The sequence below is a fragment of the Salana multivorans genome (assembly GCF_003751805.1).
Lineage (GTDB): Bacteria > Actinomycetota > Actinomycetes > Actinomycetales > Beutenbergiaceae > Salana > Salana multivorans.
This window is the reverse complement of the sequence record NZ_RKHQ01000001.1, coordinates 190,838-217,015: the sequence shown is the minus strand read 5'-3', so window position 1 is coordinate 217,015 and position 26,178 is coordinate 190,838. Positions and strand designations below refer to the sequence as shown.

Annotated in this window: 27 protein-coding genes and 1 tRNA gene; 25 read left to right on the top strand and 3 right to left on the bottom strand. The window is 73.6% G+C overall.

The window, feature by feature from the left end; translation table 11 throughout:
* Window positions 1-84 precede the first annotated feature (84 nt).
* A tRNA-Arg gene (locus EDD28_RS01155) sits at window positions 85-160 on the bottom strand.
* Between the two features lie 211 nt (window positions 161-371).
* Here EDD28_RS01155 and EDD28_RS01150 point away from each other — a divergent pair.
* The 9 genes from EDD28_RS01150 (at window position 372) to prmC (ending at window position 11,413) form a co-directional block, all read left to right on the top strand.
* Window positions 372-1,613 (top strand): hypothetical protein, encoded by a 1,242-nt coding sequence (locus tag EDD28_RS01150; protein ID WP_123737961.1) that lies wholly within the window; start codon window positions 372-374, stop codon window positions 1,611-1,613.
* Between the two features lie 5 nt (window positions 1,614-1,618).
* A complete protein-coding gene (gene lysA, locus EDD28_RS01145) occupies window positions 1,619-3,064 on the top strand; it encodes a diaminopimelate decarboxylase (protein ID WP_123737960.1) in 1,446 nt (481 codons plus the stop codon).
* 73 nt (window positions 3,065-3,137) lie between these two features.
* A complete protein-coding gene (locus tag EDD28_RS01140; protein WP_123737959.1) occupies window positions 3,138-4,472 on the top strand; it encodes a homoserine dehydrogenase in 1,335 nt (444 codons plus the stop codon).
* 85 nt (window positions 4,473-4,557) lie between these two features.
* Window positions 4,558-5,619, top strand: coding sequence for a threonine synthase (gene thrC, locus EDD28_RS01135; protein ID WP_123737958.1), 1,062 nt, complete (start codon window positions 4,558-4,560; stop codon window positions 5,617-5,619).
* Between the two features lie 25 nt (window positions 5,620-5,644).
* A complete protein-coding gene (gene thrB / locus EDD28_RS01130; protein WP_123737957.1) occupies window positions 5,645-6,580 on the top strand; it encodes a homoserine kinase in 936 nt (311 codons plus the stop codon).
* Window positions 6,581-6,922: 342 nt separating this feature from the next.
* A complete protein-coding gene (rho, locus tag EDD28_RS01125; RefSeq protein WP_245967857.1) occupies window positions 6,923-8,902 on the top strand; it encodes a transcription termination factor Rho in 1,980 nt (659 codons plus the stop codon).
* Window positions 8,903-9,020: 118 nt separating this feature from the next.
* On the top strand, window positions 9,021-9,236 hold the full coding sequence (rpmE, locus tag EDD28_RS01120) for a 50S ribosomal protein L31 (RefSeq protein WP_123737955.1): 216 nt from the start codon (window positions 9,021-9,023) through the stop codon (window positions 9,234-9,236).
* Between the two features lie 115 nt (window positions 9,237-9,351).
* Complete coding sequence (prfA, locus tag EDD28_RS01115) at window positions 9,352-10,446, top strand: peptide chain release factor 1 (protein WP_123737954.1); 1,095 nt, start codon at window positions 9,352-9,354, stop codon at window positions 10,444-10,446.
* A 121-nt stretch (window positions 10,447-10,567) separates the two neighbouring features.
* Window positions 10,568-11,413 carry a peptide chain release factor N(5)-glutamine methyltransferase gene (gene prmC, locus EDD28_RS01110; RefSeq protein WP_170169308.1) on the top strand — a complete coding sequence of 282 codons (846 nt, stop codon included), beginning with the start codon at window positions 10,568-10,570 and terminating at the stop codon, window positions 11,411-11,413.
* On the opposite strand, the gene EDD28_RS01105 is transcribed toward prmC, so the two are convergent.
* Complete coding sequence (locus tag EDD28_RS01105; protein WP_123737953.1) at window positions 11,370-11,771, bottom strand: VanZ family protein; 402 nt, start codon at window positions 11,769-11,771, stop codon at window positions 11,370-11,372. The genes prmC and EDD28_RS01105 overlap by 44 nt on opposite strands.
* 56 nt (window positions 11,772-11,827) lie before the next feature.
* Between EDD28_RS01105 and EDD28_RS01100 the strand changes: the two genes are divergently transcribed.
* The 12 genes from EDD28_RS01100 to EDD28_RS01045 all read left to right on the top strand — a co-directional run bounded on the left by EDD28_RS01100 (window position 11,828) and on the right by EDD28_RS01045 (window position 21,828).
* Entirely contained in the window at window positions 11,828-12,520 is a 693-nt protein-coding gene (locus EDD28_RS01100) for an L-threonylcarbamoyladenylate synthase (protein WP_170169465.1), read from the top strand.
* Window positions 12,517-13,626, top strand: a complete 1,110-nt coding sequence (locus EDD28_RS01095) for an MraY family glycosyltransferase (protein ID WP_123737951.1) — start codon at window positions 12,517-12,519, stop codon at window positions 13,624-13,626. Before EDD28_RS01100 ends, EDD28_RS01095 begins: the two co-directional genes overlap by 4 nt.
* A gap of 70 nt (window positions 13,627-13,696) precedes the next feature.
* Window positions 13,697-14,179: a Cg1360 family ATP-synthase-associated protein gene (locus EDD28_RS01090; RefSeq protein WP_123737950.1), complete on the top strand. Its 483-nt coding sequence runs from the start codon at window positions 13,697-13,699 to the stop codon at window positions 14,177-14,179.
* Window positions 14,180-14,402: 223 nt separating this feature from the next.
* The gene (gene atpB / locus EDD28_RS01085) at window positions 14,403-15,209 is read left to right on the top strand and encodes a F0F1 ATP synthase subunit A (protein WP_123737949.1); all 807 of its coding nucleotides are present in this window, start codon (window positions 14,403-14,405) and stop codon (window positions 15,207-15,209) included.
* A gap of 119 nt (window positions 15,210-15,328) precedes the next feature.
* Window positions 15,329-15,550 (top strand): ATP synthase F0 subunit C, encoded by a 222-nt coding sequence (atpE, locus tag EDD28_RS01080; RefSeq protein ID WP_123737948.1) that lies wholly within the window; start codon window positions 15,329-15,331, stop codon window positions 15,548-15,550.
* A complete protein-coding gene (locus EDD28_RS01075) occupies window positions 15,550-16,134 on the top strand; it encodes a F0F1 ATP synthase subunit B (RefSeq protein ID WP_123737947.1) in 585 nt (194 codons plus the stop codon). The genes atpE and EDD28_RS01075 overlap by 1 nt, the downstream gene beginning before the upstream one ends.
* Window positions 16,134-16,946 (top strand): F0F1 ATP synthase subunit delta, encoded by an 813-nt coding sequence (locus EDD28_RS01070; RefSeq protein WP_123737946.1) that lies wholly within the window; start codon window positions 16,134-16,136, stop codon window positions 16,944-16,946. Before EDD28_RS01075 ends, EDD28_RS01070 begins: the two co-directional genes overlap by 1 nt.
* 71 nt (window positions 16,947-17,017) lie before the next feature.
* The gene (gene atpA / locus EDD28_RS01065) at window positions 17,018-18,646 is read left to right on the top strand and encodes a F0F1 ATP synthase subunit alpha (RefSeq protein WP_123737945.1); all 1,629 of its coding nucleotides are present in this window, start codon (window positions 17,018-17,020) and stop codon (window positions 18,644-18,646) included.
* A gap of 2 nt (window positions 18,647-18,648) precedes the next feature.
* A complete protein-coding gene (locus EDD28_RS01060) occupies window positions 18,649-19,539 on the top strand; it encodes a F0F1 ATP synthase subunit gamma (protein ID WP_123737944.1) in 891 nt (296 codons plus the stop codon).
* A 44-nt stretch (window positions 19,540-19,583) separates the two neighbouring features.
* Window positions 19,584-21,056: a F0F1 ATP synthase subunit beta gene (atpD, locus tag EDD28_RS01055; RefSeq protein ID WP_123737943.1), complete on the top strand. Its 1,473-nt coding sequence runs from the start codon at window positions 19,584-19,586 to the stop codon at window positions 21,054-21,056.
* On the top strand, window positions 21,056-21,307 hold the full coding sequence (locus EDD28_RS01050) for a F0F1 ATP synthase subunit epsilon (RefSeq protein ID WP_123737942.1): 252 nt from the start codon (window positions 21,056-21,058) through the stop codon (window positions 21,305-21,307). Before atpD ends, EDD28_RS01050 begins: the two co-directional genes overlap by 1 nt.
* 74 nt (window positions 21,308-21,381) lie before the next feature.
* Window positions 21,382-21,828 (top strand): DUF2550 family protein, encoded by a 447-nt coding sequence (locus EDD28_RS01045; protein ID WP_123737941.1) that lies wholly within the window; start codon window positions 21,382-21,384, stop codon window positions 21,826-21,828.
* A gap of 37 nt (window positions 21,829-21,865) precedes the next feature.
* Here EDD28_RS01045 and EDD28_RS01040 read toward each other — a convergent pair whose 3' ends face one another.
* A complete protein-coding gene (locus tag EDD28_RS01040) occupies window positions 21,866-22,411 on the bottom strand; it encodes a GNAT family N-acetyltransferase (RefSeq protein WP_123737940.1) in 546 nt (181 codons plus the stop codon).
* 126 nt (window positions 22,412-22,537) lie between these two features.
* On the opposite strand from EDD28_RS01040, the gene nucS reads away from it, so the two are divergent.
* The 4 genes from nucS (at window position 22,538) to EDD28_RS01020 (ending at window position 26,177) form a co-directional block, all read left to right on the top strand.
* Entirely contained in the window at window positions 22,538-23,302 is a 765-nt protein-coding gene (gene nucS, locus EDD28_RS01035) for an endonuclease NucS (protein WP_123737939.1), read from the top strand.
* A 50-nt stretch (window positions 23,303-23,352) separates the two neighbouring features.
* Window positions 23,353-23,661 (top strand): hypothetical protein, encoded by a 309-nt coding sequence (locus EDD28_RS01030; RefSeq protein WP_123737938.1) that lies wholly within the window; start codon window positions 23,353-23,355, stop codon window positions 23,659-23,661.
* An 83-nt stretch (window positions 23,662-23,744) separates the two neighbouring features.
* On the top strand, window positions 23,745-25,421 hold the full coding sequence (locus tag EDD28_RS01025) for an ABC-F family ATP-binding cassette domain-containing protein (protein ID WP_123737937.1): 1,677 nt from the start codon (window positions 23,745-23,747) through the stop codon (window positions 25,419-25,421).
* Window positions 25,422-25,475: 54 nt separating this feature from the next.
* Window positions 25,476-26,177, top strand: coding sequence for a VOC family protein (locus tag EDD28_RS01020; RefSeq protein WP_123737936.1), 702 nt, complete (start codon window positions 25,476-25,478; stop codon window positions 26,175-26,177).
* Window position 26,178: the final 1 nt, after the last annotated feature.

Below are 26,178 nucleotides of genomic sequence, written 5' to 3'. Positions count from 1 at the left end.
GTGACGCGTTCGGGCAGCGGCGCCCGCGAGCTCCGACACGACGAAGGCCCCCACCGGTGCATCCACCGGCGGGGGCCTTCGCTCTGGTACACCCGACTGGATTCGAACCAGCGACCTTCTGCTCCGGAGGCAGACGCTCTATCCACTGAGCTACGGGTGCCCGGGTCGGGGACCGTGGTGACACGCGCCGTCCGACCGACGTACAAGACTACCAGCCCCGCCGCCGCCCTCGTGCGCGGCCGCGGGCGTCGCAGTGGACCCGACGCCCCACGATCGTGCCGAGAAGCCGATCTCACTTAAGGTTGACCCCTAGCGTGGCCGGAAGGCCGCCAGCAGTCCGTGATCTGGAACCGATGTCCCGAGGAGGCACGATGTCCGACCCGCGCGGTTCCGGCTTCGATCCGTACGCCTACCTCCACGACACCGACGAGCACATCGCCTCCTACCTCCCGCCCGAGGCGGCCGAGGCCGCCGAGGAGTCGGCCGGCTCGAAGCCCGCCGCACCCCCGACCCCGGCGCGGCGCCCCGTCGTCGCCCGGCGCGAGCCCGGTGTGCGCCCCGGTGGCGAGGCGGCCGCCGGGCCGACCGTCCCGGCGCCCGCGGCGCCGGAGCCGACCTCGACGGTCGATCTCGACGGGCAGCTTCCAGCGACGATGACCCGACGCCAGCTCCGCGAGGCGCGCGCCCGAGCCTCGGCCCAGCCGGGCGGGGCGCAGCAGTCGGCCGAGCGGTCCGGGTCGACCGTGGCCATCGCGGCGGCCGCGACCGACGCCACCGTCACCCTCGACCGGGTGACCGACGCCACGACCGGCGACGCGACGGCCACCGGCTCCGTGCCGGCGACACCGAGCACGACGGGCCGGGTCACCGCCCGCAGCATCCCGGTCGACGTGTTCGCGCCGGTCCCCTCGGGCGACGACGCCGACGGGGCGACGCCGGCCAGCCCGCGCCGGAGGCTCCTCGTCCTCCTCGGGATCGTCGTGGGGATCGCGGCGCTCGCGGCCCTCGTCGTGCTGGTCGTCCTGCCGCTGTTCCGCGGCGACACCACCGAGGCGCCGACGGCGCCCCCGACGGCCAGCGGCGGGACGAGCGACGGACGCACCAGCGCCCTGCTCGAGCTGCTGCCGACCACCGTGATCGGCGGGGAGTTCGCGGCCCCCACCGACGAGCCGACCGACGCACCGACCGACGAGTCGACGCCCACCGAGGCGACGGACGAGCCGACGGACGGGGCCAGCGACGCCGAGGTCCCCGCGGGCCGGACGTACACGATCCTCCAGGGCGGCTACGTCGCGAACCCGGCACCGCCGGACGGTGCGCTGGAGTCCGTCGTCGGCCAGTTCGGCGGCGGCGTTGAGCCCGTCACGCTCACCGCCTCCCGGTTCGGCACCCCGGACGAGGCGCTCGCGGTCGCCACGGCCAAGGCCAGCGGGCTCGGCACGGCGGTCGAGGAGGGCGTCGTCTTCCCCGACGAGAACCGCGGCTACTACTGGATCTTCAACACCGACGGGCTCGTCACCATCGTCTGGACGGACGGCGACCTCGGTGCCTACTGGGTCGTGTCCGAGGACGCGGCCAGCGCCCTCGACTTCTACACCGGCCTGGAGTTCTGACCCCGATGACCGCCACCTCCGGACACGACGCCGGACCAGCCGACGACTCGCGCGACCTGCCCGGAGGTCTCCCCGACGGCCCGCTCGGGCTCCCGTGGCCGCGCACGGCCGTGCGCCGAGCGGACGGCTCGGTCGCCGTCGGCGACGTCGGGCTGCCCGAGCTCGCCGCGGCGCAGGGCACGCCGCTCTACGTCGTGGACGAGCGCGACATGCGCGAGCGCGCCGCCGCGCTGCGCGACGCGATGACGACGGCGTTCGCCGAGCACGGCGCCGAGGTCGAGCTGTTCTACGCCGGCAAGGCGTTCCTGTGCCGCGCCGTGGCCCGCTGGATGAGCCAGGAGGGGCTCGGCATCGACACGGCCAGTCTCGGCGAGCTGACGACGGCGCTGTCGGCCGGGGTCGACGCGGCCCGCGTCGGCCTGCACGGCAACAACAAGTCCGACGAGGAGCTGGAGCTGGCGCTCACCGCCGGCGACAAGGGGATCGGCCGCGTCGTGCTCGACTCGCTCGTCGAGGTCGACCGCGTGGCCGACGTCGCGGCGGGGCTCGGCGTGCGCGCCCGCGTCATGCTCCGCGTCACCACCGGTGTGCACGCGGGCGGCCACGAGTACATCTCGACGGGGCACGAGGACCAGAAGTTCGGGCTCTCGGTCCACCCGGCCAGGCCGGGGGAGGACTCCCCGGCGCTCACGGCCCTGCTCGCGATCCTGGCCCGGCCCGAGCTGGACCTGCTCGGGCTGCACTCCCACATCGGCAGCCAGATCCTCGACCCGGCCGGGTTCGACGCCGCCGCGCGCGAGGTCCTGCGGGTGCGCGCCGAGCTGGCCGAGCGCACCGGCGTCCTGGTGCCGGAGGTCGACCTCGGCGGCGGGTTCGGCGTCGCCTACCTGCCCGGCGAGGTCGAGCTGGACCCCGAGCGGATCGCGAAGGAGACGGCGGCCGCCGTCGTCGAGGCCGCGGCCGAGACGGGCACCGCCGTCCCGCGCGTCTCCTTCGAGCCGGGACGCTCCATCGCCGGGCCGGCCGGCCTCACGCTCTACACGGTCGGGACGGTCAAGCCGGTCCGGCTGCCGGAGGGGTCGGAGCTGGCCGAGCGGCTCTACGTGAGCATCGACGGCGGGATGGGCGACAACATCCGGCCCGCGCTGTACGGCGCCGCGTACCACGCGGAGCTGGTCGGCCGGACCTCCAGCGCCCCGCCCGTGCGCGCGCGGGTGGTCGGCAAGCACTGCGAGAGCGGGGACATCGTGGTGCACGACGTCGACCTGCCCGCCGACGTCCACGCCGGCGACCTGCTCGCCGTCGCCGTCACGGGCGCCTACGGCCGCTCCATGGCGAGCACCTACAACCTGCTCCCGCGCCCCGGCGTGGTCGCGGTCCGCGACGGCGAGGTGACGCCGCTCGTGCGCCGCGAGAGCGTCGCGGACCTGCTCGCCCTCGACCTCGGCTGAGCCCGAGCACCGCCGGGTCGTCCCGCTGAGACGCCCCGGCGTCGGGCGGCGGGCCTCGTCTAGGGTTGGCCGGGTGACCGCGCAGCCACCACCGTCGCCCCACGAGACCGCGTCAGCGCCCGCCACCGTCAGGGTCGCCCTGCTCGGCTGCGGCACGGTCGGGACGCAGGTCGTGCGCCTCCTGCGCCGGCACTCCGCCGAGATCGCCGCCCGCGTCGGCGCCCCCGTCGAGCTCGTCGGCATCGCCGTGCGCTCGCTCGACGCCGACCGCGGCCCCGACGTGCCGGCCGACCTCCTCACCACCGACGCCGAGGCGCTCGTCCGCCGGGCCGACGTCGTCGTCGAGCTCATCGGCGGGACCACGACGGCGCGGGACCTCGTGCTGGAGGCGATCGCCGGCGGCGCGGGCGTCGTCACGGCGAACAAGGCGCTGCTCGCGACGCACGGTCCCCAGCTCTACGCCGCGGCCGACGCGGCCGGCGTCGACCTCCTCTACGAGGCCGCCGTCGCCGGCGCCGTCCCGGTCGTGCGCGGGGTGCGGGAGTCGCTGGCCGGCGACCGCGTCATGCGCGTGCTCGGCATCGTCAACGGCACGACCAACTTCATCCTCGACGAGATGACGACCGGGGGCCACGACTTCGACGTCGTGCTGGCCCGGGCCCAGGAGCTGGGCTACGCCGAGGCCGACCCGACGGCCGACGTCGAGGGCCACGACGCCGCGGCCAAGGCCGCCATCCTCGCCTCGCTCGCCTTCCACACGCGGGTCTCGCTCGGCGACGTCGACTGCGAGGGCATCACCGGCGTCACGGCCGCGGACATCGAGGCCGCGCGCGAGGCCGGCGGCGTCATCAAGCTGCTCGCGATCGCTGAGCGCGTCGAGGCCGGCTCCCGCGAGTCCGTCGCCGTCCGGGTGAACCCGGTGATCCTCCCCGACGGGCACCCGCTCGCCGGTGTCCGCGGGGCGTACAACGCCGTGGTCGTCGAGGCCGAGGCGGCCGGGCGGCTCATGTTCTACGGCGCGGGCGCCGGCGGCGCCCCGACGGCCAGCGCCGTCCTCGGCGACCTCGTCGCCGCGGCGCGCCACCGCGGGCAGGGCGGGCGGGCCCCGGCCGAGTCCGCCTACGCCGAGCTGCCCATCGCCGGACCGGAGCACGTCACGTCCCGCCGCCAGATCCGGCTCGCCGTCGAGGACCGTCCCGGCGTGCTCGCCCACCTCGCGACCACGTTCGCCGAGCACGGCGTCTCGATCGAGACGGTCCGCCAGCAGGCCGGCGACGACGAGGCGGCTACGCTCGCTGTCGTCACCCACGACGCGCCGGAGTCGGCGCTGCGGGCCACGATCTCCGCCCTGCGCGAGACGCCGGGGGTGCGCGAGCTCCTCTCGGCCTACCGCGTCGAGCGCGCCTGACGGCACCGGCCAGCGGCAGCCGGCCGGAGCGCCGGCTCCACCCGTTCGACCCAGCACCGAGCACCACACGACGAGGAAGGCAGCCATGGCCCACCAGTGGCGAGGCGTCATCAACGAGTACGCGCAGTACCTGCCCATCGAGCCGGGCGACCCCGTCGTCACGCTCGGGGAGGGCGGGACGCCCCTGGTGGAGGCGCCGGCGCTCTCGGAGCGCACGGGCGCGACGGTCTACCTCAAGGTCGAGGGCGCCAACCCCACGGGGTCCTTCAAGGACCGGGGCATGACGATGGCGGTGTCGAAGGTCGCGGCCGGGGGCCGGGCGCTCGTCCTGTGCGCCTCGACCGGCAACACCTCCGCCAGCGCCGCCGCCTACGCCGCCCGGGCCGGGCTGCCGTGCGCGGTCGTGCTGCCCGCCGGGAAGATCGCCGCGGGCAAGCTCGCCCAGGCGATCGTCCACGGCGCCACGCTCGTCTCGCTCGAGGGCAACTTCGACGACGGCCTGCGCGTGGTCCGCGAGCTCGGCCGGCGGGAGGACGTCGCGCTGGTGAACAGCGTCAACCCGTACCGTCTCCAGGGGCAGAAGACCGCGGCGTTCGAGATCGTCGACGCGCTCGGTGACGCCCCGACGATCCACGTGCTGCCGGTCGGCAACGCCGGCAACATCTCGGCCTACTGGATGGGCTACCGCGAGTACCTCGCGGCCGGCCGGTCCTCGCGCACCCCGGTCATGTGGGGCGTCCAGGCCGACGGCTCGGCGCCGTTCGTCAAGGGCGAGCCGGTCGAGAACCCCGAGACCATCGCGACCGCGATCCGGATCGGCAACCCCGCCTCCTGGGACCTCGCCGTCGCCGCGCGGGAGGAGTCGGGCGGTCGGATCGACGCGGTCTCGGACGCCGAGATCCTCGACGCCCAGGCGCTCGTCTCGCGCGAGGTCGGCGTCTTCGTCGAGCCGGCGTCGGCCGCGTCGGTCGCCGGGCTGCTGGCCCGCGCCGCCGCCGGCGACGTCCCGGCCGGCGCGACGATCGTCTGCACCGTCACGGGCAACGGCCTCAAGGACACCGCCACCGCGCTCGGTTCGACCCCCATCGACCCGGTCGTCGTGCCAGCGACGACCGTCGCCGTCGCCGAGGCGCTCGGGCTCGCCTGAGCCGTCGCGCGCGAGGAGGGCAGCGATGCGCATCGTCACCGACGCGGTCACCGTCAGGGTGCCCGCGACCTCGGCCAACCTCGGTCCCGGCTTCGACGCCTTCGGGCTCGCGCTCGGGCTCCACGACGAGGTGCGCGTGCGCGCCACGACGGGCGGCACGACGACGCGGGTCACGGGGGAGGGCGCCGGCAGCGTGCCCGAGGGCGAGCGTCACCTCGTCGTCCAGGCGATCCGCGCCGGCCTCGAGATCGCGCGCGCCCCGCAGGTCGGGCTCGACCTCGAGGCGTTCAACGCCATCCCGCACGGCCGGGGTCTCGGGTCCTCGGCCGCGGCCGTCGTCGCCGGTCTCGTCGCGGCGCGCGGCTTCCTGTCCGAGCCCGAGGCCCTGTCGAACGAGGTGATCCTCGACCTCGCGACCGAGTGGGAGGGGCACCCGGACAACGCCGCCGCCGCGATCTACGGCGGGGCGACGATCGCGTGGCGCACGCCGGTGCCGGGTGCGGCCGCCTCGGCGGAGGACGACGGGGGGCGCTCCGACCAGGTCGATGCGGTGCGCGTCGAGGTGGACCCGACGCTCGTCGTGACGGCCCTCGTGCCGGACACGGAGCTCGCCACCAAGGTCGCGCGCTCGGTGCTGCCGCCGACCGTCCCGCACGCCGACGCCGCGTTCGCCGCCGGGCGGGCCGCGCTGCTCACGCTCGCCCTGCAGGGCCACCCCGAGCTGCGGATGGCCGCGACGGAGGACCGGCTGCACCAGCCCTATCGCGGCCAGGTGCTCGGCGCGTCGATGGCGCTCGTCGGCTGGCTGCGCTCGGCCGGGCAGCCCGCCGTGATCTCCGGGGCCGGGCCGACGGTGCTGGTGCTCGGCGAGGTCCCGGCCGCCATGCGCGAGACGCTGGCGGCGCAGGGCTGGCGCCCGCTCGTCCTGCCCGTCGACCGGGAGGGCGCTCGGCTCGTCTGACCCTCGCGACCCGTCCCGGCGACCCGAGGACGACCCGGTCCCGAGCGCTGCCCGCGGCGCGTCGCGCTGGGCGTGAGGGCCGTCACGAGGCGGGTGGACGGCGCCGTCGCCGCTCACGTGTAGACTGCCGGAGTACGCCAAGGCGCCCCGACCCCAGTGGTGAGGCTGCGCGCGAGCGGGAGCGAACTCCGCAGCGCTGCAGGGACGGCCGACAGACAACGTTTCCACGGTCTTTCCGCCCGGGTCGCCTGCGTGTCGTCGGGACTGGACCGAGACTGTGCCCCCGACGGGATGACACCTCTTGTCAGCGCCACTCTCGGCGCACCACCCAGTGAGGAATCCGTGACAGAAACCACAGACACCACCGCGTCGCGCGGTGGGTCCCTGACCTCCCTCAAGCTCGCCGAGCTCCAGCAGCTCGCGGGCTCGCTCGGCATCACCGGCACCTCGCGCATGCGCAAGGGCGACCTGGTGACCGCGATCCAGGAGGCTCGGGGCGGCGCCCGCGGCTCGCAGCGCGCGAAGGCCGCGGCGCCCTCCACCCAGGAGAAGGCGCCCGTCCAGCAGACGGCCGCCGAGAGCGCGCCCGCCGCGGAGCGGTCGGGCGGCGCCGAGGCGCCCCGCGCCCGTCGCGCCGCCGGTCGCGCCGCCGGCCCGGCCGAGTCCGCCTCGGCTCCGGAGCGCGGCGAGCGCTCCGAGCGCGCGGACCGCGCCCCCGCCGCCGAGGCGGCCTCGTCCGAGGCGGCCTCCGGCCAGGCCGACGGTTCCGGGGAGGAGCGGCAGGGCCGCTCGCGCCGGCAGCGTCAGCGCGAGGGGCAGCGGGACGGCCAGCGCCAGAACCAGGGCGGTCAGCAGAACGACGGCCAGCGCCAGAACCAGGGCGGTCAGCAGGGCCGCCGGCCCGCGCTGGAGGACATCAAGCTCCCCGAGCCGCGCAGCGAGGACGTCGCACCGGCCCGCGGCGCGCAGCAGAACCAGGGCGGCGGCCAGAACCAGGGCCAGGGCCAGGGGCGCGGCTCGCGCCAGAACGACTTCGACGACGACGGGGGCTCCCGGCGCCGTCGCGGCCGGGACCGGTTCCGCGACCGCAAGCGTCGCGGTCGCGGCAACGACCCGCAGATCTCCGACTCCGACTTCGAGGTCACCGAGGACGACGTCCTCGTGCCCGTCGCCGGCGTCCTCGACATCATGGACAACTACGCGTTCGTCCGCACCAGCGGCTACCTGCCGGGGTCGGACGACGTGTACGTGACGCTCGGCCAGGTCAAGAAGCACGGCCTGCGTCGCGGCGACGCGATCAAGGGCGCCGTCCGCGCGCCGCGCGAGGGCGAGAACCAGGGCGGCAGCCAGCGCCAGAAGTTCAACGCGCTCGTCCGGATCGACTCGGTCAACGGCGGCCCGGTCGAGCAGGCCCAGGGACGGCCCGACTTCAGCAAGCTGACGCCGCTCTACCCGCAGCAGCGGCTGCGGCTGGAGACCGAGCCGCGCGCCGTCACGGCCCGCATCATCGACCTGGTCTCCCCGATCGGGAAGGGTCAGCGCGGCCTCATCGTCGCGCCGCCCAAGGCCGGCAAGACGATCGTCATGCAGCAGATCGCGAACGCGATCACGACGAACAACCCCGAGGTCCACCTCATGATCGTCCTCGCGGACGAGCGTCCCGAGGAGGTCACCGACTGGGAGCGCACGGTCAAGGGCGAGGTCATCGCCTCGACGTTCGACCGTCCGCCGAGCGACCACACGATCGTCGCGGAGCTCGCCATCGAGCGGGCCAAGCGGCTCGTCGAGCTGGGCCGGGACGTCGTGGTGCTGCTGGACTCGCTGACGCGCCTGTCCCGCGCCTACAACCTCGCGGCGCCCGCGTCGGGTCGCATCCTCTCCGGTGGTGTCGACGCGGCCGCGCTCTACCCGCCGAAGAAGTTCTTCGGCGCCGCCCGCAACATCGAGAAGGGCGGCTCGCTCACGATCCTCGCCTCGGCGCTCGTCGAGACCGGGTCGAAGATGGACGAGGTCATCTTCGAGGAGTTCAAGGGCACGGGGAACATGGAGCTGCGCCTGTCCCGGCAGCTCGCGGACAAGCGCATCTTCCCGGCGATCGACGTCAACGCCTCGGGCACGCGGCGCGAGGAGATCCTCGTCTCGCCCGACGAGCTCAAGATCCTCTGGAAGCTGCGTCGCCTCATGGGCGGCCTCGAGCAGCAGCCGGCGCTCGAGCTCCTGCTCGGCCGCGTCCGGGAGCTCCCGACCAACGCGGAGTTCCTCATGACCGTCCAGAAGACGACGCCGACCGTTCCCACCCAGGAGAACGAGCTCGTCGGCTGACCCGAGCGGGTCCGAAGATCTGGCAGAATAGAACGCTGGCCCCCGGTTCACGCCTCTGGGCTCCGCACGGAGCCGACACAGTGAGCGACCCGGCGGCTCCCCGAAACAGGAGGACACCATGAAGAGCGGGATCCACCCCGAGTACGTCACCACCGAGGTGACGTGCACCTGCGGCAACACCTTCACGACCCGCAGCACCGCGACCTCGGGCGCCATCAGCGCCGACGTCTGCAGCGCCTGCCACCCGTTCTACACGGGCAAGCAGAAGATCCTCGACACCGGTGGCCGCGTGGCCGCCTTCGAGCGTCGGTTCGGCAAGAAGGCCGCCAAGTAGCGACTCGAGCGAGCGCCGGCATCCCAGCACTGGGACGCCGGCGCTCGCTTCGTCTTTCCACCGGTCCTCACCCCGCGTCGCCCCCGGGCCGACGCCGACCCGACAGGAGACCCTCGTGGCCGAGGACTTCGCCGTCGCCCGCCCGCTGCTCGCCGAGCACGCCGAGCTCGAGCGCGAGCTCGCCGACCCGGACCTGCACGGCGACCCGGCCCGTGCGCGCCGGGTCGGCCGCCGGTACGCGGAGCTGGGCCGCGTCGTGCGTGCCTACCGCGCGTGGGAGACCCTGACCGCGGACGTCGCGGCGGCCGCCGAGCTCGCCGCCGAGGATCCGTCCTTCGCCGCCGAGCACGCCGAGCTGGTCGCCGAGGTCGCCGATGCGGCCGAGACCCTGCGCCGCGTCCTGGTGCCGCGCGACCCGGACGACGGCCGCGACGTCATCCTCGAGATCAAGGCGGGCGAGGGCGGCGAGGAGTCGGCCCTGTTCGCCGGCGACCTGCTGCGGATGTACACGCGCTACGCCGAGCGCAAGGGCTGGGCGACGCAGGTCCTCGAGGCGACCGAGTCCGCGCTGGGCGGCTACAAGGACGTCCAGCTCGCCGTCAAGGCGCGCTCGGTCGACCCCGACGACCCGGTCGGCGGCGTGTGGGCGCACCTGAAGTACGAGGGCGGCGTGCACCGCGTCCAGCGCGTCCCCGTCACCGAGTCCCAGGGCCGCATCCACACCTCGGCGGCCGGCGTGCTCGTGCTGCCGGAGGTGGAGGACGAGGGCGAGATCGAGATCGACGCGAACGACCTGCGGATCGACGTGTTCCGCTCCTCCGGCCCCGGCGGGCAGAGCGTCAACACGACGGACTCGGCCGTGCGGATCACGCACGTGCCGACGGGCATCGTCGTGTCGATGCAGAACGAGAAGTCCCAGCTCCAGAACCGCGAGGCCGGCATGCGCGTGCTCCGGGCGCGACTGCTCGCCGCGCGCCAGGAGGAGGCGGCGGCCGCGGCCAGCGAGGCGCGGCGCTCGCAGGTGCGCACGGTCGACCGGTCCGAGCGCATCCGCACCTACAACTTCCCGGAGAACCGGATCGCCGACCACCGCACCGGGTACAAGTCGTACAACCTCGACGCGGTGCTCGACGGGGACCTGGACGCCGTCATCACCTCGGCGATCGACATGGACGAGGCGGCGAAGCTCGCCGCCGCGGGGGAGCAGTGAGGTCCCGGTCCTGTTCTGGTCGGGGCACACCGCTTCGCTCGTGCGCGGGGGTGCTCCCGTGAGCGGTGAGCCTCGTGGGGGAGGAGCTGGGCGCGGTGGGTCCGGGGCAGGGGGGCCTTCCGTGCGGGAGTACGTGCGGGGGGCCGCGGCCGTGCTGGCCGAGGCCGGGGTGCCCTCGCCCGAGGTGGATGCGCGGGCGCTGGCCGAGCACGTGCTGGGGGTGTCGTCGCTGGTGATGGCGCCGAGCGTGGCGCCGGACGGTTTCGCCGCGCGGTACGCGGAGCTGGTGGAGCGCCGACGGCTCCGCGAGCCGCTGCAGCACCTGACCGGTCGTGCCGCCTTCCGCTACCTCGACCTCGAGGTGCGTCCCGGGGTGTTCGTGCCCCGGCCGGAGACCGAGGTCGTGGCGCAGCACGCCGTCGACGCGGCACGCGCGGCCGGCCGGGAACCCCTCGTCGTCGACCTGTGCTGCGGCGCCGGGGGCATCGCGCTGGCCGTCGCGACCGAGGTGCCGGACGGCCGGGTCGTGGCGGTCGACGCCGCGCCGGAGGCCGTGGTGCTGACCCGGGACAACGCCGAGCGGGTCGGGGCGCCGGCGGTCGAGGTGTCGCTCGGCGACGTGCGGGACGCCGGTCTCCTGGCCGAGCTGACCGGGCTCGTCGACGTCGTCGTGAGCAACCCGCCCTACATCCCGCCCGACGCCGTGCCGATCGACCCCGAGGTGCGCGACCACGACCCGGACCTCGCGCTCTACGGCGGTGGCGGCGACGGGCTGGCGGTCCCGCGGGACGTGGTCGTGGCGGCGTGGCGGCTGCTGCGTCCGGGCGGCTGGTTCGTGATGGAGCACGCCGAGGTCCAGGCCGGGGCCGTGCGCGCGATCGTGGGCTCCGCCGGGTTCGAGGACGTGGCGACCTTTCCCGACCTCACCGGTCGCGATCGGGGCGTCCGCGCGCGGCGTCCCGCCTGAGCCCGCGCCGGCGGACGAGCCGCCAGGCGAGCCAGCCGAGCGCAAGCCCGACGAGGTCCGCCGCGACGTCCGTCACGTCGCCGGTCCGCCGGGGCAGGAACCAGTGCTGCACGGCCTCGCTGACGACGGCGTTGGCCGCCACCAGCCCGAGCACGAGGCGCGGGGGCACCCGCGCCATGAGGGCCGTGAACGTCAGGACCGCGAACGTGAGGGCGTGACCGACCCAGTCCAGCCGCACGCCCGGCACGGACGGCCCGTCCACCCGCGGCGCGTAGAGCGCGTAGAGGTTGACGGCGAGCGCGACCACCGCGGCGAGCTGCCACGCGCGGTCGCGGGAGGTCGGTCGGGGTGCGGACATCGCTCGATCGTGCCAGAGGCCCGTCGTCGGCGTGCGCCGCGGGTCGGCGTGGGAAGATCGGGGACGTGACCGTCCTGCCCTGCGACCCCGACCAGCTCGACGCCAGCCTCGAGGTGGCCGCCGCGACGGTCCGCGGCGGCGGCCTCGTGGTCCTGCCGACCGACACCGTCTACGGGATCGGGGCCGACGCCTTCGACGCCTCGGCCGTCGCCGCGCTCCTCGCGGCCAAGGGACGCGGCCGGCAGATGCCGCCGCCCGTCCTGGTCGGCGGGCCGGAGATGCTCGACGTGCTCGGGCTGGACGTCCCGCAGCCCGCCCGCGCGCTCGCCGAGCGGTTCTGGCCCGGCGCGCTCACGCTCATCGTCCGCTGCCAGCCGACGCTCGACTGGGACCTCGGCGACACCGGCGGGACCGTCGCGCTGCGGATGCCCGACGACGAGGTGGCGCTCGCGCTCCTGCGCCGCACGGGCCCCCTCGCCGTCTCCTCGGCCAACCGGACGGGACAGCCGGCGGCGACCAGCGCGACGGACGCGCGCGACCAGCTCGGCGCCCGCGTCGCGGTCTACCTCGACGCCGGTGACTCGGCCGGCGGCGTGCCCTCCACGATCGTCGACGCCCGGACCTCCCGGCTCGCGATCGTCCGGTCCGGCGCCATCGACGCGGCCACGCTCGCGACCGTCGTGCCGCACCTCGCGGCGGAGGTCGACGACGCCGGGCCGTCCGCCGAGACGGAGGCCGAGCCCGCGTGAGGGTCTACCTCCTGGTGATGGCCCTCGCCGCCGTCATCACCTACCTGCTCATCCCCTCGGTGCGCGCCGTCGCCCGACGCACGAACGCGCTCACCCCGCTGCGCGACCGGGACGTCCACACCGAGCCGACGCCGCGGCTCGGCGGCATCGCGATGTTCCTCGGCTTCGCCGCCGCGCTCCTCATCGCCTCGCGGACCACGTTCCTCGGCGAGGTCTTCGAGATCTCCAACCAGGCCTGGGGGATCCTCGCGGCGGCCGGCTTCATCGTCGCGCTGGGCGTGGTGGACGACATCTGGGACCTGGACTGGATCACCAAGTTCGTCGGCCAGGTCCTCGCCGCCGGGATCCTCGTCTGGCAGGGCGTGCAGCTCGTGACGCTGCCGGTGTTCGGGCTGACGATCATCTCCTCGCGGATGTCGCTGCTCATCACGCTCTTCGTCGTGCTGGTCGCCATCAACGCCGTCAACTTCGTCGACGGGCTCGACGGGCTCGCCTCGGGGATGGTGGCGATCGGCGGCTCGGCGTTCTTCGTCTACAGCTACCTGCTCACCCGGTCGACGGAGACGGACTACTCCGACCTCTCGACCATGGTGGTCGCGGCCCTCGTCGGCTCCTGCCTCGGCTTCCTGCCGCACAACTTCAGCCCGGCCTCGATCTTCATGGGCGACTCCGGGGCCATGTTCCTCGGGCTCACGGTGTCGGCGGCCGGCATCGTCGTGACGGGCAACATCGACCCCGGCTCGAGCGTCGAGGGCCTGTCGACGCTCACCCTCCCGGCCTACCTGCCGATCCTGCTGCCGGTCGCGGTCATGCTGCTCCCGCTGCTCGACCTCGCGTTCGCCGTCGTCCGGCGGGTCAGCGCCGGGAAGTCGCCGTTCACCGCCGACGGCGGGCACATCCACCACCGGCTGCTGGCGCTCGGGCACTCCCGGCGGCACGCCGTCGTCGTCATGTACCTGTGGACGGCGCTGTTCGCCTTCGGAACGGTCGGCTTCGCGTTCCTGCCGGTCGAGATGATGGTGCCGCTGCTGGCCGTCGCCGTCGTCGTCGCGCTCGTCTCGACCCTGCTGCCGCGGCTCGTCGGGCGACGCCGCCACGCGCGCTGACGCGGGTCCACGCACCCGCCCGGGACCGGCGGCGGCCGACGGCGGGGGAGCGCGTGGGAGAGTAGGGCCCGTGAGCGACACCACCCCCACGACCTCCGAGGCCCCCGCGCCGCCGGCCGCCCCCGTGACGCTGCGCGAGCTCTTCGCCCAGATCCTGCGCCGGATGCTCGTGGCGACCGTCGCGATCACGCTGGTCGGCGCCGTCGTCGGCCGGTTCCTCAGCGACCCGGGCAGCTCCGGCGTGTGGGGTGCGCTCATCGGCGGCGGCATCGGGCTGCTGTTCTGCGGCGCGACCGTCGTCTCGATGGCCCTGGGGGAGGGGCGGAGCCCGCAGTTCCTCGCCGTCGTCGTGCTGGGCGGCTGGCTCGCGAAGATGGTCGTCATCATCGTCGTGCTCGTGATCCTGCGGGACCTCACGTTCTACGACAAGTACGTGCTCGCCGGGACGCTCGGCGCGATCGTGGTCGCCTCGCTGGCGATCGAGGTCCTGGCCATCCGCTCGGCGCGGATCCCGATCGTCGACGTGCCCGAGGGCGGCGCGCCGAGGGACTGACGACGGCCGCCGACCGGTCGCGTCAGGCCGCCGGAGCCGCCTCGACCGAGGGTCGACTCGCCGCCGGCCGCGGGAGGAGACGTGTCCGGGATGTGACGAAGCCGTGTGCCGTGCACTCCGGTCCATCCGGTAGGCTTCCCGCTAGACCCATGCCGAGCCAGCACACTACGACGTGCGCGTCGTTGCTGGGCCTTGCGCGACCACCACAAGACCCGGGGAGAGCATGAACGCGGCTGGACTTCTCATGGCCGAGAGCGAGCACGGCGGTGGCTTCCACATCCCGTCGATCGGCGAGTTCTTCCCGCCCGCGATCTGGTTCGAGGGGACGCCCTTCGAGATCAACCGGATCATGCTGGTGCGCATCGTCATCACGATCGCGCTGATCCTGTGGCTGTGGCTGTCGACCCGGCACGCGAAGCTGGTCCCCGGTCGCGCGCAGAGCGTCGTCGAGCTGGCGCTGGACTTCGTCCGCGTGCAGATCGTCGAGTCGGTGCTGGGCAAGGAGGTCGGCCGCAGGTACCTGCCGATGCTGACCTCGCTGTTCTTCATCATCATGGCGATGAACGTCGCCGGGGTGATCCCGTTCCTCAACATCGCCGGGACGTCGGTCGTCGGCCTTCCGGTCGTCCTCGCCGTGTGGGTGTACGTCGTCTACCTGTACTCCGGCTTCAAGAAGCAGGGGATCGGCTACCTCAAGAACTCGCTGTTCCCCAGCGGCGTGCCCCCGTTCATGTACGTGCTCATCACGCCGATCGAGATCCTGCAGGTGTTCGTGCTGCGGCCGTTCACGCTGGCGCTGCGACTGCTCGCCAACATGATGGCCGGCCACCTCATGCTCGTGCTGTGCTTCGCCGCGACGCACTTCCTGCTGTTCGAGGGCGGCGGTCTCATCAAGACGACGGGCGTGCTCACGTTCGTCGGCGGTCTCGGCATCACGCTGTTCGAGCTGTTCGTCGCGTTCCTCCAGGCCTTCATCTTCACGCTCCTCGCCTCCGTGTACATCCAGATGTCGCTGGAGGAGGAGCACTGACCGTCGGGGCAGCCCGGCGCCGCCGGCGCTGACGGCCCCCTCGTCACTTACTCGTCACCCCCACCACCGGACCACCCACGACGACGGGCAAGGAGCTCGTCGCCTCAGGAAGGAAAACAATGAACGAGATCGTCGGCGTCACCGGCAACATCGCCACCATCGGCTACGGCCTGGCGACCCTCGGCCCCGGTATCGGCCTCGGCATCCTCATCGGCAAGGCGCTGGAGGGCATGGCCCGTCAGCCCGAGGTCGCCAACACGCTGCGCACCAACATGTTCATCGGTGTCGCCTTCGTCGAGGTGCTGGCCCTCCTCGGCCTGATCGCGGGCTTCCTGTTCTGATGGAGGGACAGATCCTCGCGGCGGACCCGCCCAGCGGGATCGAAGTCTTCATCCCCGCCGACTACGACATCATCTGGTCGCTCGTCGTCTCGGGCGTCATCGCGTTCTTCTTCATCAAGTACCTGATGCCGAAGATGACCGCGATCCTCGACGAGCGCACGGCGAAGATCGAGGGCGGTCTCGAGCACGCGGCGAAGGTCCAGGCCGAGGCGGACGCCGCCAAGGCGACGCAGGAGGCGGAGCTCGTGGCCGCGCGCCAGGAGGCGGCTCGCATCCGCGAGGGCGCCAACGGCGACGGGGCCCAGATCGTCGCCGAGGCGCGGTCCAAGGCCCAGGCCGAGGCACAGCGCATCCTCGAGGCGGCGCAGCGGCAGATCGACGCCGAGCGCACCGCCGCGGTCGTCTCGCTGCGCACGGACATCGGCTCGCTCGCCACCGAGCTCGCCGGCCGGATCGTCGGCGAGTCCCTGAGCGACGACGCCCGTCAGTCGCGGATCATCGACCGCTTCCTCGACGAGCTCGACGCGTCGTCCGGCGAGGCCGTCGCGACCGTCTCGTCGGCGACCGACACCCTGGAGAAGTGATGCGAGCGACCAGCGAGGCATCGATGAGGGCGGCGGCCGACCGGTTCTCCCCGGTCGTCACGGCCGCGGGGACGGACGCGGGCCGGCTCGGCGAGGAGATCTTCGCCGTCGTCGACGCCCTCGACGGCTCCGCCGGCCTGCGCCGCGCCCTCACCGACCCGACCCGGGCAGCCCAGGACAAGGCCGCGCTGGCCGAGCGCGCGCTCGGTTCCGCGGTCTCGCCCGAGGTGGTCGCGCTGGTCGCCGGCATGGCGCGGGACCGCTGGTCGGCCGACCGGGACCTCGCCGACGCCCTCGAGCAGGTCGGGACGGACACGTACCTCAGCGCGGCGCAGGCCGGTGGCACGCTGCTCGACGTCGAGGACGAGATCTTCCGGCTCGGCCGCACGCTGGCCGAGCAGCGGGAGCTGCGCGTCGCCCTCGGCAACGCGGACCTGCCGGCCGAGAACCGGGTCGGTCTCATCGGGGCGCTGCTCCCGACGGCGTCGCCGATCACCCGCGCGCTCGTCTCGCGGACGGTGGGGGCGCTGCGCCGCCGCTCCGTCACGGGGCAGCTCGCCGCCATCGGCGAGCTGGCGGCCGCGCGTCGTCGTCGGCTCGTCGCGACCGTCCTCGCGGCGCGTCCGCTCACGCAGGCTCAGCGCACCCGGCTCGGGGAGATCCTCTCCCGCGTCTACGACCAGCCGGTGCACCTCAACGTCGGCGTCGACCCCACGGTCGTGGGGGGCCTGCGGATCCAGGTCGGGTCCGAGGTCCTCGACGCCACCATCCTGTCCAAGCTCGAGGAAGCTCGGCGTCGCATCGCCGGCTGACCCACACCCGACCCACACCACGCCCGCGCACCGGCACCAGCCCGGGGACGCGAGAACGAGAGAAGGAACCGATGGCTGAGCTCACGATCCGGCCCGAGGACATCAGGGCTGCGCTCGACACGTTCGTCAGCTCCTACACCCCCTCCGCAGACGTCCGCGAGGAGGTGGGCCGCGTCACCCTGGCCGCCGACGGCATCGCCGAGGTCGAGGGACTGCCGGGCGCCATGGCGAACGAGCTGCTGACCTTCGAGGACGGCACGCTCGGGCTCGCGCTCAACCTCGACGTGCGCCACATCGGTGTCGTGGTCCTCGGTGAGTTCGCCGGCATCCAGGAGGGCCAGGAGGTCCGCCGCACGGGCGAGGTGCTCTCCGTGCCGGTCGGCGACGGGTACCTGGGTCGCGTCGTCGACCCGCTCGGCAACCCGATCGACGGCCTCGGCGAGATCGAGACCACGGGCCGCCGCGCCCTCGAGCTCCAGGCCCCCGGCGTCATGGCCCGCAAGTCGGTGCACGAGCCGCTGCAGACCGGCATCAAGGCGATCGACTCGATGATCCCGATCGGCCGCGGCCAGCGCCAGCTCATCATCGGCGACCGCAAGACCGGCAAGACGGCCATCGCGATCGACACGATCCTCAACCAGAAGGCGAACTGGGACTCCGGCGACCCGGAGAAGCAGGTCCGCTGCATCTACGTCGCCATCGGCCAGAAGGGCTCGACGATCGCGTCGGTCCGCGGGGCGCTGGAGGAGGCCGGGGCGCTGGAGTACACGACGATCGTCGCGGCGCCCGCCTCGGACCCGGCCGGGTTCAAGTACCTCGCCCCGTACACCGGCTCGGCCATCGGTCAGCACTGGATGTACGACGGCAAGCACGTCCTCATCGTGTTCGACGACCTGTCCAAGCAGGCCGAGGCCTACCGCGCCGTGTCGCTCCTGCTGCGCCGCCCGCCGGGCCGCGAGGCGTACCCCGGTGACGTCTTCTACCTGCACAGCCGTCTCCTCGAGCGCTGCGCCAAGCTCTCGGACGAGCTCGGCGCCGGCTCGATGACGGGCCTGCCGGTCATCGAGACGAAGGCGAACGACGTCTCGGCGTACATCCCGACGAACGTCATCTCCATCACCGACGGCCAGATCTTCCTCCAGTCGGACCTGTTCAACGCCAACCAGCGCCCCGCCGTCGACGTCGGCATCTCGGTGTCCCGCGTCGGTGGTGCCGCGCAGGTCAAGGCCATGAAGCAGGTCTCGGGCACGCTCAAGCTGACGCTCGCGCAGTACCGCTCCCTCGCGGCCTTCGCGATGTTCGCCTCCGACCTCGACCCGGCAACGCGTCAGCAGCTCGCCCGCGGCGAGCGCCTGACGGAGCTGCTCAAGCAGCCGCAGTACTCCCCGTACCCGGTCTCGGAGCAGGTCATCTCGATCTGGGCCGGCACGAGCGGGCACCTCGACAACGTCCCGGTCCCCGACGTCCTGCGGTTCGAGGCCGAGCTCATCGACCACGTCCGTCGCACCACCGACGTGCTGTCGGCGATCGAGTCGACGGGCAAGCTCGACGACACGACCGTCGCGGCGCTCGAGGCCGCGACGGAGGAGTTCCTCACCGGCTTCACCACGAGCGACGGCTCGCTCCTGGTCGAGGCCGAGGACGACGGCGAGGAGCTGCACGTCGAGCAGGAGCAGATCGTCCGCCAGAAGCGAGGCTGAGCGTGGGAGGTCAGCAGCGCGTCTACAAGCAGCGGATCCGATCGACCCAGACCCTCAAGAAGGTGTTCCGGGCGATGGAGCTCATCGCCGCCTCGCGGATCGGCAGGGCCCGCCGGCTCGCGGAGCAGGCGGCGCCCTACACGCGTGCGCTCACCCGGTCCGTCTCGGCCGTCGCGACCCACGCGACGATCGAGCACCCGCTCACGTCCGAGCGCACGGACACGAACCGGGCGGCGATCCTCGTCATCACCGCCGACCGCGGGATGGCCGGCTCGTACAACGCGTCCGTGCTCCGCGAGGCCGAGAGGCTCCAGGCGCGGCTCACGGAGGAGGGCAAGGACCCCCAGCTCTACGTGAGCGGACGTCGCGGGATCGGCTTCTACCAGTTCCGCGGCCGCCCGATGGTGCGGACCTGGTCCGGCACCTCGGACGCCCCGGAGTTCACCACGGCCGACGAGATGGCCACGGCGCTCCTCGAGGCGTTCCAGGCCGACGTCGAGGACGGCGGGGTGAGCGAGATCCACGTGGTCTACACCCGCTTCCTCTCGATGGTCCGGCAGGAGCCGCGCGTCGTGCGGATCCTTCCGCTCGAGGTGGTCGACGGCGTGACCCCCGTGGGGGAGGACCCGCTGCCGCTCTACGACTTCGAGCCCTCGCCGGAGAAGGTCCTCGACGGCCTGCTCCCGCGCTACATCGAGGCCCGGATCTACACGGCGCTCCTGCAGGCCGCTGCGTCCGAGCTCGCCTCGCGCCAGCGCGCGATGCACACGGCGACGGACAACGCCGAAGACCTCATCCGTACCTACACCCGCCTGGCCAACACGGCCCGGCAGGCCGAGATCACCCAGGAGATCAGTGAGATCGTCTCGGGTGCCGACGCCCTCGCCAGCTGACAGCTCGCAGACGACCGCCTGCCGATCGAAGAGAAGGACCAACAATGACTGAGGAAGCCGTCGAGCTTGCCACCCCGGCCGGCGTGGGTGCCGGGCGGATCGCCCGGGTGATCGGGCCCGTCGTCGACATCGAGTTCGCCTCGGGCGTGCTCCCCGACATCTACAACGCGCTCGAGACGACCCTCCGCCTCGAGGGGCAGGGCGAGGGCGAGCCGAGCGAGCAGACCCTCACGCTCGAGGTCGAGCAGCACCTCGGTGACAACCTCGTGCGTGCCATCGCCCTCAAGCCGACGGACGGCCTCGTCCGCGGCCAGGAGGTGCGCGACACCGGCGGCCCGATCATGGTGCCGGTCGGCGACGTCACCAAGGGCAAGGTGTTCAACGTCATCGGCGAGGTGCTCAACGTCCCCGCCGACTCCTTCGAGGTCACCGAGCGCTGGTCCATCCACCGCAAGGCCCCGGCCTTCGACCAGCTCGAGTCCAAGACCCAGATGTTCGAGACGGGCATCAAGGTCATCGACCTGCTGACCCCGTACGTCCAGGGCGGGAAGATCGGCCTGTTCGGCGGTGCCGGCGTCGGCAAGACGGTGCTCATCCAGGAGATGATCCAGCGCGTCGCGCAGGACCACGGCGGCGTGTCCGTGTTCGCCGGGGTCGGCGAGCGCACGCGTGAGGGCAACGACCTCATCGTCGAGATGGAGGAGGCCGGCGTCTTCGACAAGACCGCCCTGGTCTTCGGCCAGATGGACGAGCCGCCGGGCACGCGTCTGCGCGTCGCCCTCTCGGCGCTCACGATGGCCGAGTACTTCCGCGACGTCCAGAAGCAGGACGTGCTCCTGTTCATCGACAACATCTTCCGGTTCACGCAGGCCGGCTCCGAGGTGTCGACGCTGCTGGGCCGCATGCCCTCCGCGGTCGGATACCAGCCGAACCTCGCCGACGAGATGGGCCAGCTCCAGGAGCGGATCACCTCGACGCGCGGTCACTCGATCACGTCGCTCCAGGCCATCTACGTCCCGGCCGACGACTACACCGACCCGGCCCCGGCCACGACGTTCGCGCACCTCGACGCGACGACGGAGCTCTCCCGCGAGATCGCCTCGCGTGGTCTCTACCCGGCCGTCGACCCGCTCGCGTCCTCCAGCCGCATCCTCGACCCGCAGTTCGTCGGCGAGGACCACTACCGCGTGGCGACGCTGGTCAAGGCGATCCTGCAGAAGAACAAGGAGCTGCAGGACATCATCGCCATCCTCGGTGTCGACGAGCTCTCCGAGGAGGACAAGGTCACGGTCGCCCGCGCGCGCCGGATCGAGCAGTTCCTCTCGCAGAACACGTACATGGCCGAGAAGTTCACCGGTGTCGCCGGCTCGACCGTGCCGCTGACGGAGACGATCGAGGCGTTCGACAAGATCGCGAGCGGCGAGTTCGACCACCTGCCCGAGTCCGCGTTCTTCAACATCGGTGGCCTCGAGGACCTCGAGAAGAACTGGGCGCGCATCCAGGCGGAGCTGCGCTGATGGCCGCCGGCGGAAAGCTGACCGTCGAGGTCGTCGCCCCGGACCGCGTGCTGTGGTCCGGGGAGGCGAGCGGCGTCAGCGTGCCGGCCGCCGAGGGCGAGATGGGCCTCCTGCCGGGTCACGAGTCGGTCCTGGCGCTCCTGCGCCCCGGGACGGTGCGCGTGCACGCGAACGGCGAGTCGTCCAGGTTCGACGTCCCCGGCGGGTTCGTGTCCTTCGACAGCGACCGGGTCACGGTCGTCGTCGACTGAGGTCGACCTCGTCAGCGCGGGCACCGTCGGGGGTAGGGTCCAGGAATGAGCGCACGTGACGTGAAGGGCCGCCCGTGGTCGTCGCGGTGATCGTCGCGCTCCTCGTCCTCGTCGCGGCTGCCGGCTGGTTCTGGTTTCGGCTGCGCACCCTCGGCCGACGCGTCGGCTCGTTCCCGTGCGCGATCCGCGACGAGACCGGCTGGGCCTCTGGCATCGCCTGCTACACGGCGCTCGAGCTGCGCTGGTACCGGGTGATCTCGCTCTCCCCGCGTCCCCGGCACGTCTGGGCGCGGGGGAGGTTCGCGATCCTCGGCCCGGCCCGGCCGATCGACGCGGGCGACGGACCCTCGCGCGGCCCGCTGCGCAGCGGCTCCCTCGTCGAGGTTGAGTGCCGCGTCCGCGACGCCGCCGGGGCCGAGTCGACCATGTCGCTCGGCATCTCCCGCGGCGCCTACGCCGGCCTCGCCTCCTGGCTGGAGTCGGCTCCGCCCGGGGCCGGGCTGCGCCGCGCCATCCTCTAGGCCGTCCTCCCACGGGCGGCACCGGGCTCCAGCCGCGTCAGAGGTCGCGGGCCATCTCGATCTCGGCCCCGACGCCGCCGGTGAGCGTGACGCCCGTCGGCCGGAACCCCGCCGTGGCGTACGCCCTCTGCGCGCGGACGTTGTCGGCGTGGACGTACAGCCGCGCGCGGTCGAGGCCGCGCTCGCGCACCCAGTCGACCGCCGCGTCGAGCAGACGCTGGACGAGACCCTGCCCCCGGTGGGCCGGCTCGACGTAGACGCCGACGATCCCGCCGCCGGACCGAGGGATCGCCACGCCCTCGACGTCGGGCTCGCCGGCGCGCTCGAGCCAGACCGTGACGGAGCCAACCCACCGTCCGTCGGGTGTGACGGCGACGACCTGCCGGACGCCCGCGTCGGGGCCGGCCTCCGGCGATGCCAGGGCCGCGCGCTCGACCCAGAACTGCTCCGGCCGAGCCGACGCCACCGCGAGGGTCTCGCCGAACGCCATCCCCGCGACCTCGTCGCTCAGCGCCCGCAGCCGCAGCTCGCGGACCTCGCGCCACTCGTGGGCGCGGACCGGTCGCACGACGATTCCGTCCATCGGTCCATCATCCCGGTCCGCGGCATCGCCTCCCGCCCACCGCCCGCCGCCCACCGCTCGCCGCCCACCGCTCGTCGCTCGCTGTCGGCCGCCCGGTGGCCACGGCCGGCTGGGTAGGATCACCGGGTGCGTCTCGTCATCGCCCGCTGCTCGGTCGACTACTCCGGGCGTCTCGACGCCCACCTGCCCGCCGCGACCCGCGTCCTCATGGTCAAGGCCGACGGCAGCGTCCTCGTCCACTCCGACGGTGGCTCGTACAAGCCGCTCAACTGGATGAGCCCGCCCTGCTCCCTCCGGGTGGCGCAGCCCTCGGCCGAGCAGGCCGCCGACGGCGTGAGCGAGGTCTGGACGGTCTCCGCCGCCAAGTCGGACGACCAGCTCGTCGTCACGCTCTACGACGTGGCGCACGACCTGTCCGAGGACCTCGGCGTCGACCCCGGGCTGGTCAAGGACGGCGTGGAGGCCCACCTGCAGAAGCTCCTGGCCGAGCAGGTCACGCTGCTCGGCGACGGCCACGTCCTCGTGCGCCGGGAGTTCCCGACCGCGATCGGCCCGGTCGACCTCATGGTCCGGGCGCCCGGCGCCCCCGCGCTCGTCGTCGAGATCGGCGACGGCGCGGACGACCCGGCCGAGGCGCCACCGGGCGGGTCGCACCGCCACGTCGCCGTCGAGATCAAGCGACGCGCGACGATCGACGCCGTCGAGCAGCTCACCCGCTACCTGGAGCTGCTCAACCGCGACCCGCTGCTCGCGCCGGTGCGCGGTGTGCTGGCGGCGCAGTCGATCGCGCCGCAGGCGCGCACCCTCGCCACCGACCGCGGGATCGACTGCCTCCTGCTCGACTACGACGCCATGCGCGGCATCGACGACCCGGACTCCCGCCTCTTCTGACGCCGGGGCGCCCCGCCCGCTCGCCGAGGACTCGCGTCTACCCTGGTCGGGTGGCCCGACGATCCTCCAAGCGCAACTACGCGGCCGACCACGTCCCGCTGGACGTCGACCGGCTGACGCAGGGATGGGAGCGCGGCGAGACGTCGGTCGACGGGCGCGAGTGGCGGGTGCGGTCCGTCGGCGGCAGCGACAGGGACTACCGCTGCCCGGGCTGCGACCAGCTCGTCCTCGCGGGGACGCCGCACGTCGTGGCGTGGCCGGCCGACCACCTGCTCGGCGCCGAGGCCGGCCTCGCTGACCGGCGGCACTGGCACACGTCCTGCTGGCGCTCGGGGCGGCGACCCACTCGGCGGCGCTGAGCCGGTCCTCGTCGGCACCGCGCCCGGTCGTCCTCGGCGAAATGGACTGGCCGGGGCCGGACCGCTTGCGGCAGGGTGAGGGCATGGGCCACCTCGACCTCGCCGGCATCACGTACTCCCTGCCGGACGGTCGTCCGCTCCTCGGCGGCGTCGACCTCCGGGTCGGCGAGGGGCACCGGATGGCGCTCGTCGGACCGAACGGGACCGGCAAGACCACGCTCCTGCGGATCGTCGCCGGCGACCTGCCGGCCGACGCCGGCGCGGTCACCCGCAGCGGCGGCCTCGGCGTCATGCGCCAGTTCATCGGCTCCGTCCGCGACGACACGACGGTGCGCGACCTGCTCCTGTCCGTCGCGCCCGACCCGGTCCGCCGCGCCGGCCGGGCCGTCGACGCGACGGAGGAGGCGATGCTCGTCGCCGACGACGAGCGGACCCAGCTCGCGTACGCGCAGGCCCTCGCGGACTGGGCCGACGTCGGCGGGTACGAGATCGAGACGACGTGGGACCGCTGCACGACGTCCGCGATGGCGCTGCCGTTCGAGCGCGCCGCCTACCGCCGGGTCTCGACGCTCAGCGGCGGGGAGCAGAAGCGGATCGTGCTGGAGGCGCTCCTGCGCGGCACCGACGAGGTGCTCCTGCTCGACGAGCCGGACAACTACCTCGACGTGCCCGGCAAGCGCTGGCTGGAGGACGCCCTGGTCGCCAGCGGCAAGACGATCCTCCTCGTCTCGCACGACCGCGAGCTGCTGGGCCGTGTCGCGACCCGCGTCGCGACGCTGGAGCCGGGGGCCGCCGGCGCCACCGCGTGGGTGCACCCGGGCCCGTTCGCGACCTACGGCCAGGCGCGCCTGGACCGCAACTCCCGGCTCGAGGAGCTGCGCCGGCGGTGGGACGAGGAGCACGCCAAGCTCAAGGCGCTCGTCCTCATGTACAAGACGAAGTCCGCGTACAACGACGGGCTCGCGGCCCGCTACCACGCGGCGCAGACCCGCCTGGCGAAGTTCGAGGCGGCCGGACCGCCCGAGGCCGTCCCGCAGGACCAGCGGGTGTCGATGCGCCTGCGCGGCGGACGGACCGCGAAGCGCGCCGTCGTCGTCGAGGGTCTCGCGCTCGACGACCTGACCGAGCCGTTCGACGCCGAGATCTGGTTCGGCGAGCGGATCGGGGTGCTCGGCGCGAACGGGACGGGCAAGTCGCACTTCCTCCGGCTGCTCGCGGCCGGCGGCACGGACCCCGAGGTCGAGCACGAGCCCGTCGGCGACGTCCGGCCCGATCCCGTGCGCGCGACCGGCCGGGCGCGGCTCGGGTCGCGCGTCCGGCCCGGCTGGTTCGCGCAGACCCACGACCACCCGACGCTGGCCGGGCGCACGCTGCTGGAGATCCTCCACCGCGGCGACGCGCACCGGCCCGGTCGGACGCGGGACGAGGCGGCGCGCGTGCTCGACCGGTACGGTCTCGCACGGAGCGCCGAGCAGACCTTCGAGACGCTGTCGGGCGGCCAGCAGGCGCGGTTCCAGATACTCCTGCTCGAGCTGTCCGGCGCGACGCTGCTCCTGCTCGACGAGCCGACCGACAACCTGGACCTCGACTCGGTCGAGGCGCTGGAGGCCGGCCTCGAGGCGTTCGAGGGCACCGTGGTCGCCGTGACGCACGACCGCTGGTTCGCGAGGTCGCTCGACCGGTTCGTCGTGTTCGACGGCGACGGGCGGGTGACGCTGAACGACGAGCCGGTCTGGGACGTCGTGCGCAGCGGGCGCTGACCCGCCGTCCCGGTGCCCCGCCCTCCCGCCGGCCCGCCGTCCTACGCTGGGGCGATGCTGGAGAACATCGTCCTGCAGGCGCGCGACCCGGTGACGACCGGGGCGTTCTGGTCGGCGGCGCTCGGTCTGGCCGACCTCACGCTGGAGGCGGACCTGTACGAGGGCCGGCTGACCGTCGGCGAGATGTGGCTCGACCTGTGCATCGAGCGGGTCGACGAGGCACCGCCGCCGGGCTGGCGGCTGCACCTCGACCTGGCGGGCGGGCAGCGGCAGGAGGAGGTCGTCGAGCGGCTGGTCGGGCTGGGCGCCCGGCGCCTCGACATCGGTCAGGGCGACGTGCCGTGGGTGGTGCTCGCCGACCCGGACGGCAACGCCTTCTGCGTCATGGAGGAGCGGCCGGCCTACCGGGACACCGGGCCGATCGCCGCGCTGCCCCTCGACAGCTCCGACCCCGAGCGGGACGCCGCGCTGTACCAGGCAGTCACCGGCTGGGTGCGCGCCGAGGGCGTCGGGCCGGTGACGCTGCGCCACCCGAGCCTGCGCGGTCCCCTGCTCGAGCTGTGCCCGGAGCCGGGGCCCAAGCTGCGCCAGAACCGCATGCACCTGGACGTCCGCCCGGAGCCCGGTGGGCAGGCGGAGCTCGTCGAGCTGGCCCTCGCGAACGGAGCCGTGCGGGCGGCCGAGCCGTGGGCGCTCGGGCACCCCTGGGTGGTGCTGCGCGACACGTCGGGCAACGAGCTCTGCGTGCTGCCCTGAC

What these genes read in the sequence shown, in the direction of transcription:
- EDD28_RS01150 (WP_123737961.1), top strand. Translation starts at nt 372, where the DNA reads ATGTCCGACCCGCGCGGTTCCGGCTTCGATCCGTACGCCTACCTCCAC.
- lysA (WP_123737960.1), top strand. Translation starts at nt 1,619, where the DNA reads ATGACCGCCACCTCCGGACACGACGCCGGACCAGCCGACGACTCGCGC.
- thrC (WP_123737958.1), top strand. Translation starts at nt 4,558, where the DNA reads ATGGCCCACCAGTGGCGAGGCGTCATCAACGAGTACGCGCAGTACCTG.
- thrB (WP_123737957.1), top strand. Translation starts at nt 5,645, where the DNA reads ATGCGCATCGTCACCGACGCGGTCACCGTCAGGGTGCCCGCGACCTCG.
- rpmE (WP_123737955.1), top strand. Translation starts at nt 9,021, where the DNA reads ATGAAGAGCGGGATCCACCCCGAGTACGTCACCACCGAGGTGACGTGC.
- EDD28_RS01105 (WP_123737953.1), bottom strand. Translation starts at nt 11,771, where the DNA reads ATGTCCGCACCCCGACCGACCTCCCGCGACCGCGCGTGGCAGCTCGCC.
- atpB (WP_123737949.1), top strand. Translation starts at nt 14,403, where the DNA reads ATGAACGCGGCTGGACTTCTCATGGCCGAGAGCGAGCACGGCGGTGGC.
- atpE (WP_123737948.1), top strand. Translation starts at nt 15,329, where the DNA reads ATGAACGAGATCGTCGGCGTCACCGGCAACATCGCCACCATCGGCTAC.
- EDD28_RS01075 (WP_123737947.1), top strand. Translation starts at nt 15,550, where the DNA reads ATGGAGGGACAGATCCTCGCGGCGGACCCGCCCAGCGGGATCGAAGTC.
- EDD28_RS01070 (WP_123737946.1), top strand. Translation starts at nt 16,134, where the DNA reads ATGCGAGCGACCAGCGAGGCATCGATGAGGGCGGCGGCCGACCGGTTC.
- atpA (WP_123737945.1), top strand. Translation starts at nt 17,018, where the DNA reads ATGGCTGAGCTCACGATCCGGCCCGAGGACATCAGGGCTGCGCTCGAC.
- atpD (WP_123737943.1), top strand. Translation starts at nt 19,584, where the DNA reads ATGACTGAGGAAGCCGTCGAGCTTGCCACCCCGGCCGGCGTGGGTGCC.
- EDD28_RS01050 (WP_123737942.1), top strand. Translation starts at nt 21,056, where the DNA reads ATGGCCGCCGGCGGAAAGCTGACCGTCGAGGTCGTCGCCCCGGACCGC.
- EDD28_RS01040 (WP_123737940.1), bottom strand. Translation starts at nt 22,411, where the DNA reads ATGGACGGAATCGTCGTGCGACCGGTCCGCGCCCACGAGTGGCGCGAG.
- EDD28_RS01025 (WP_123737937.1), top strand. Translation starts at nt 23,745, where the DNA reads ATGGGCCACCTCGACCTCGCCGGCATCACGTACTCCCTGCCGGACGGT.
- EDD28_RS01020 (WP_123737936.1), top strand. Translation starts at nt 25,476, where the DNA reads ATGCTGGAGAACATCGTCCTGCAGGCGCGCGACCCGGTGACGACCGGG.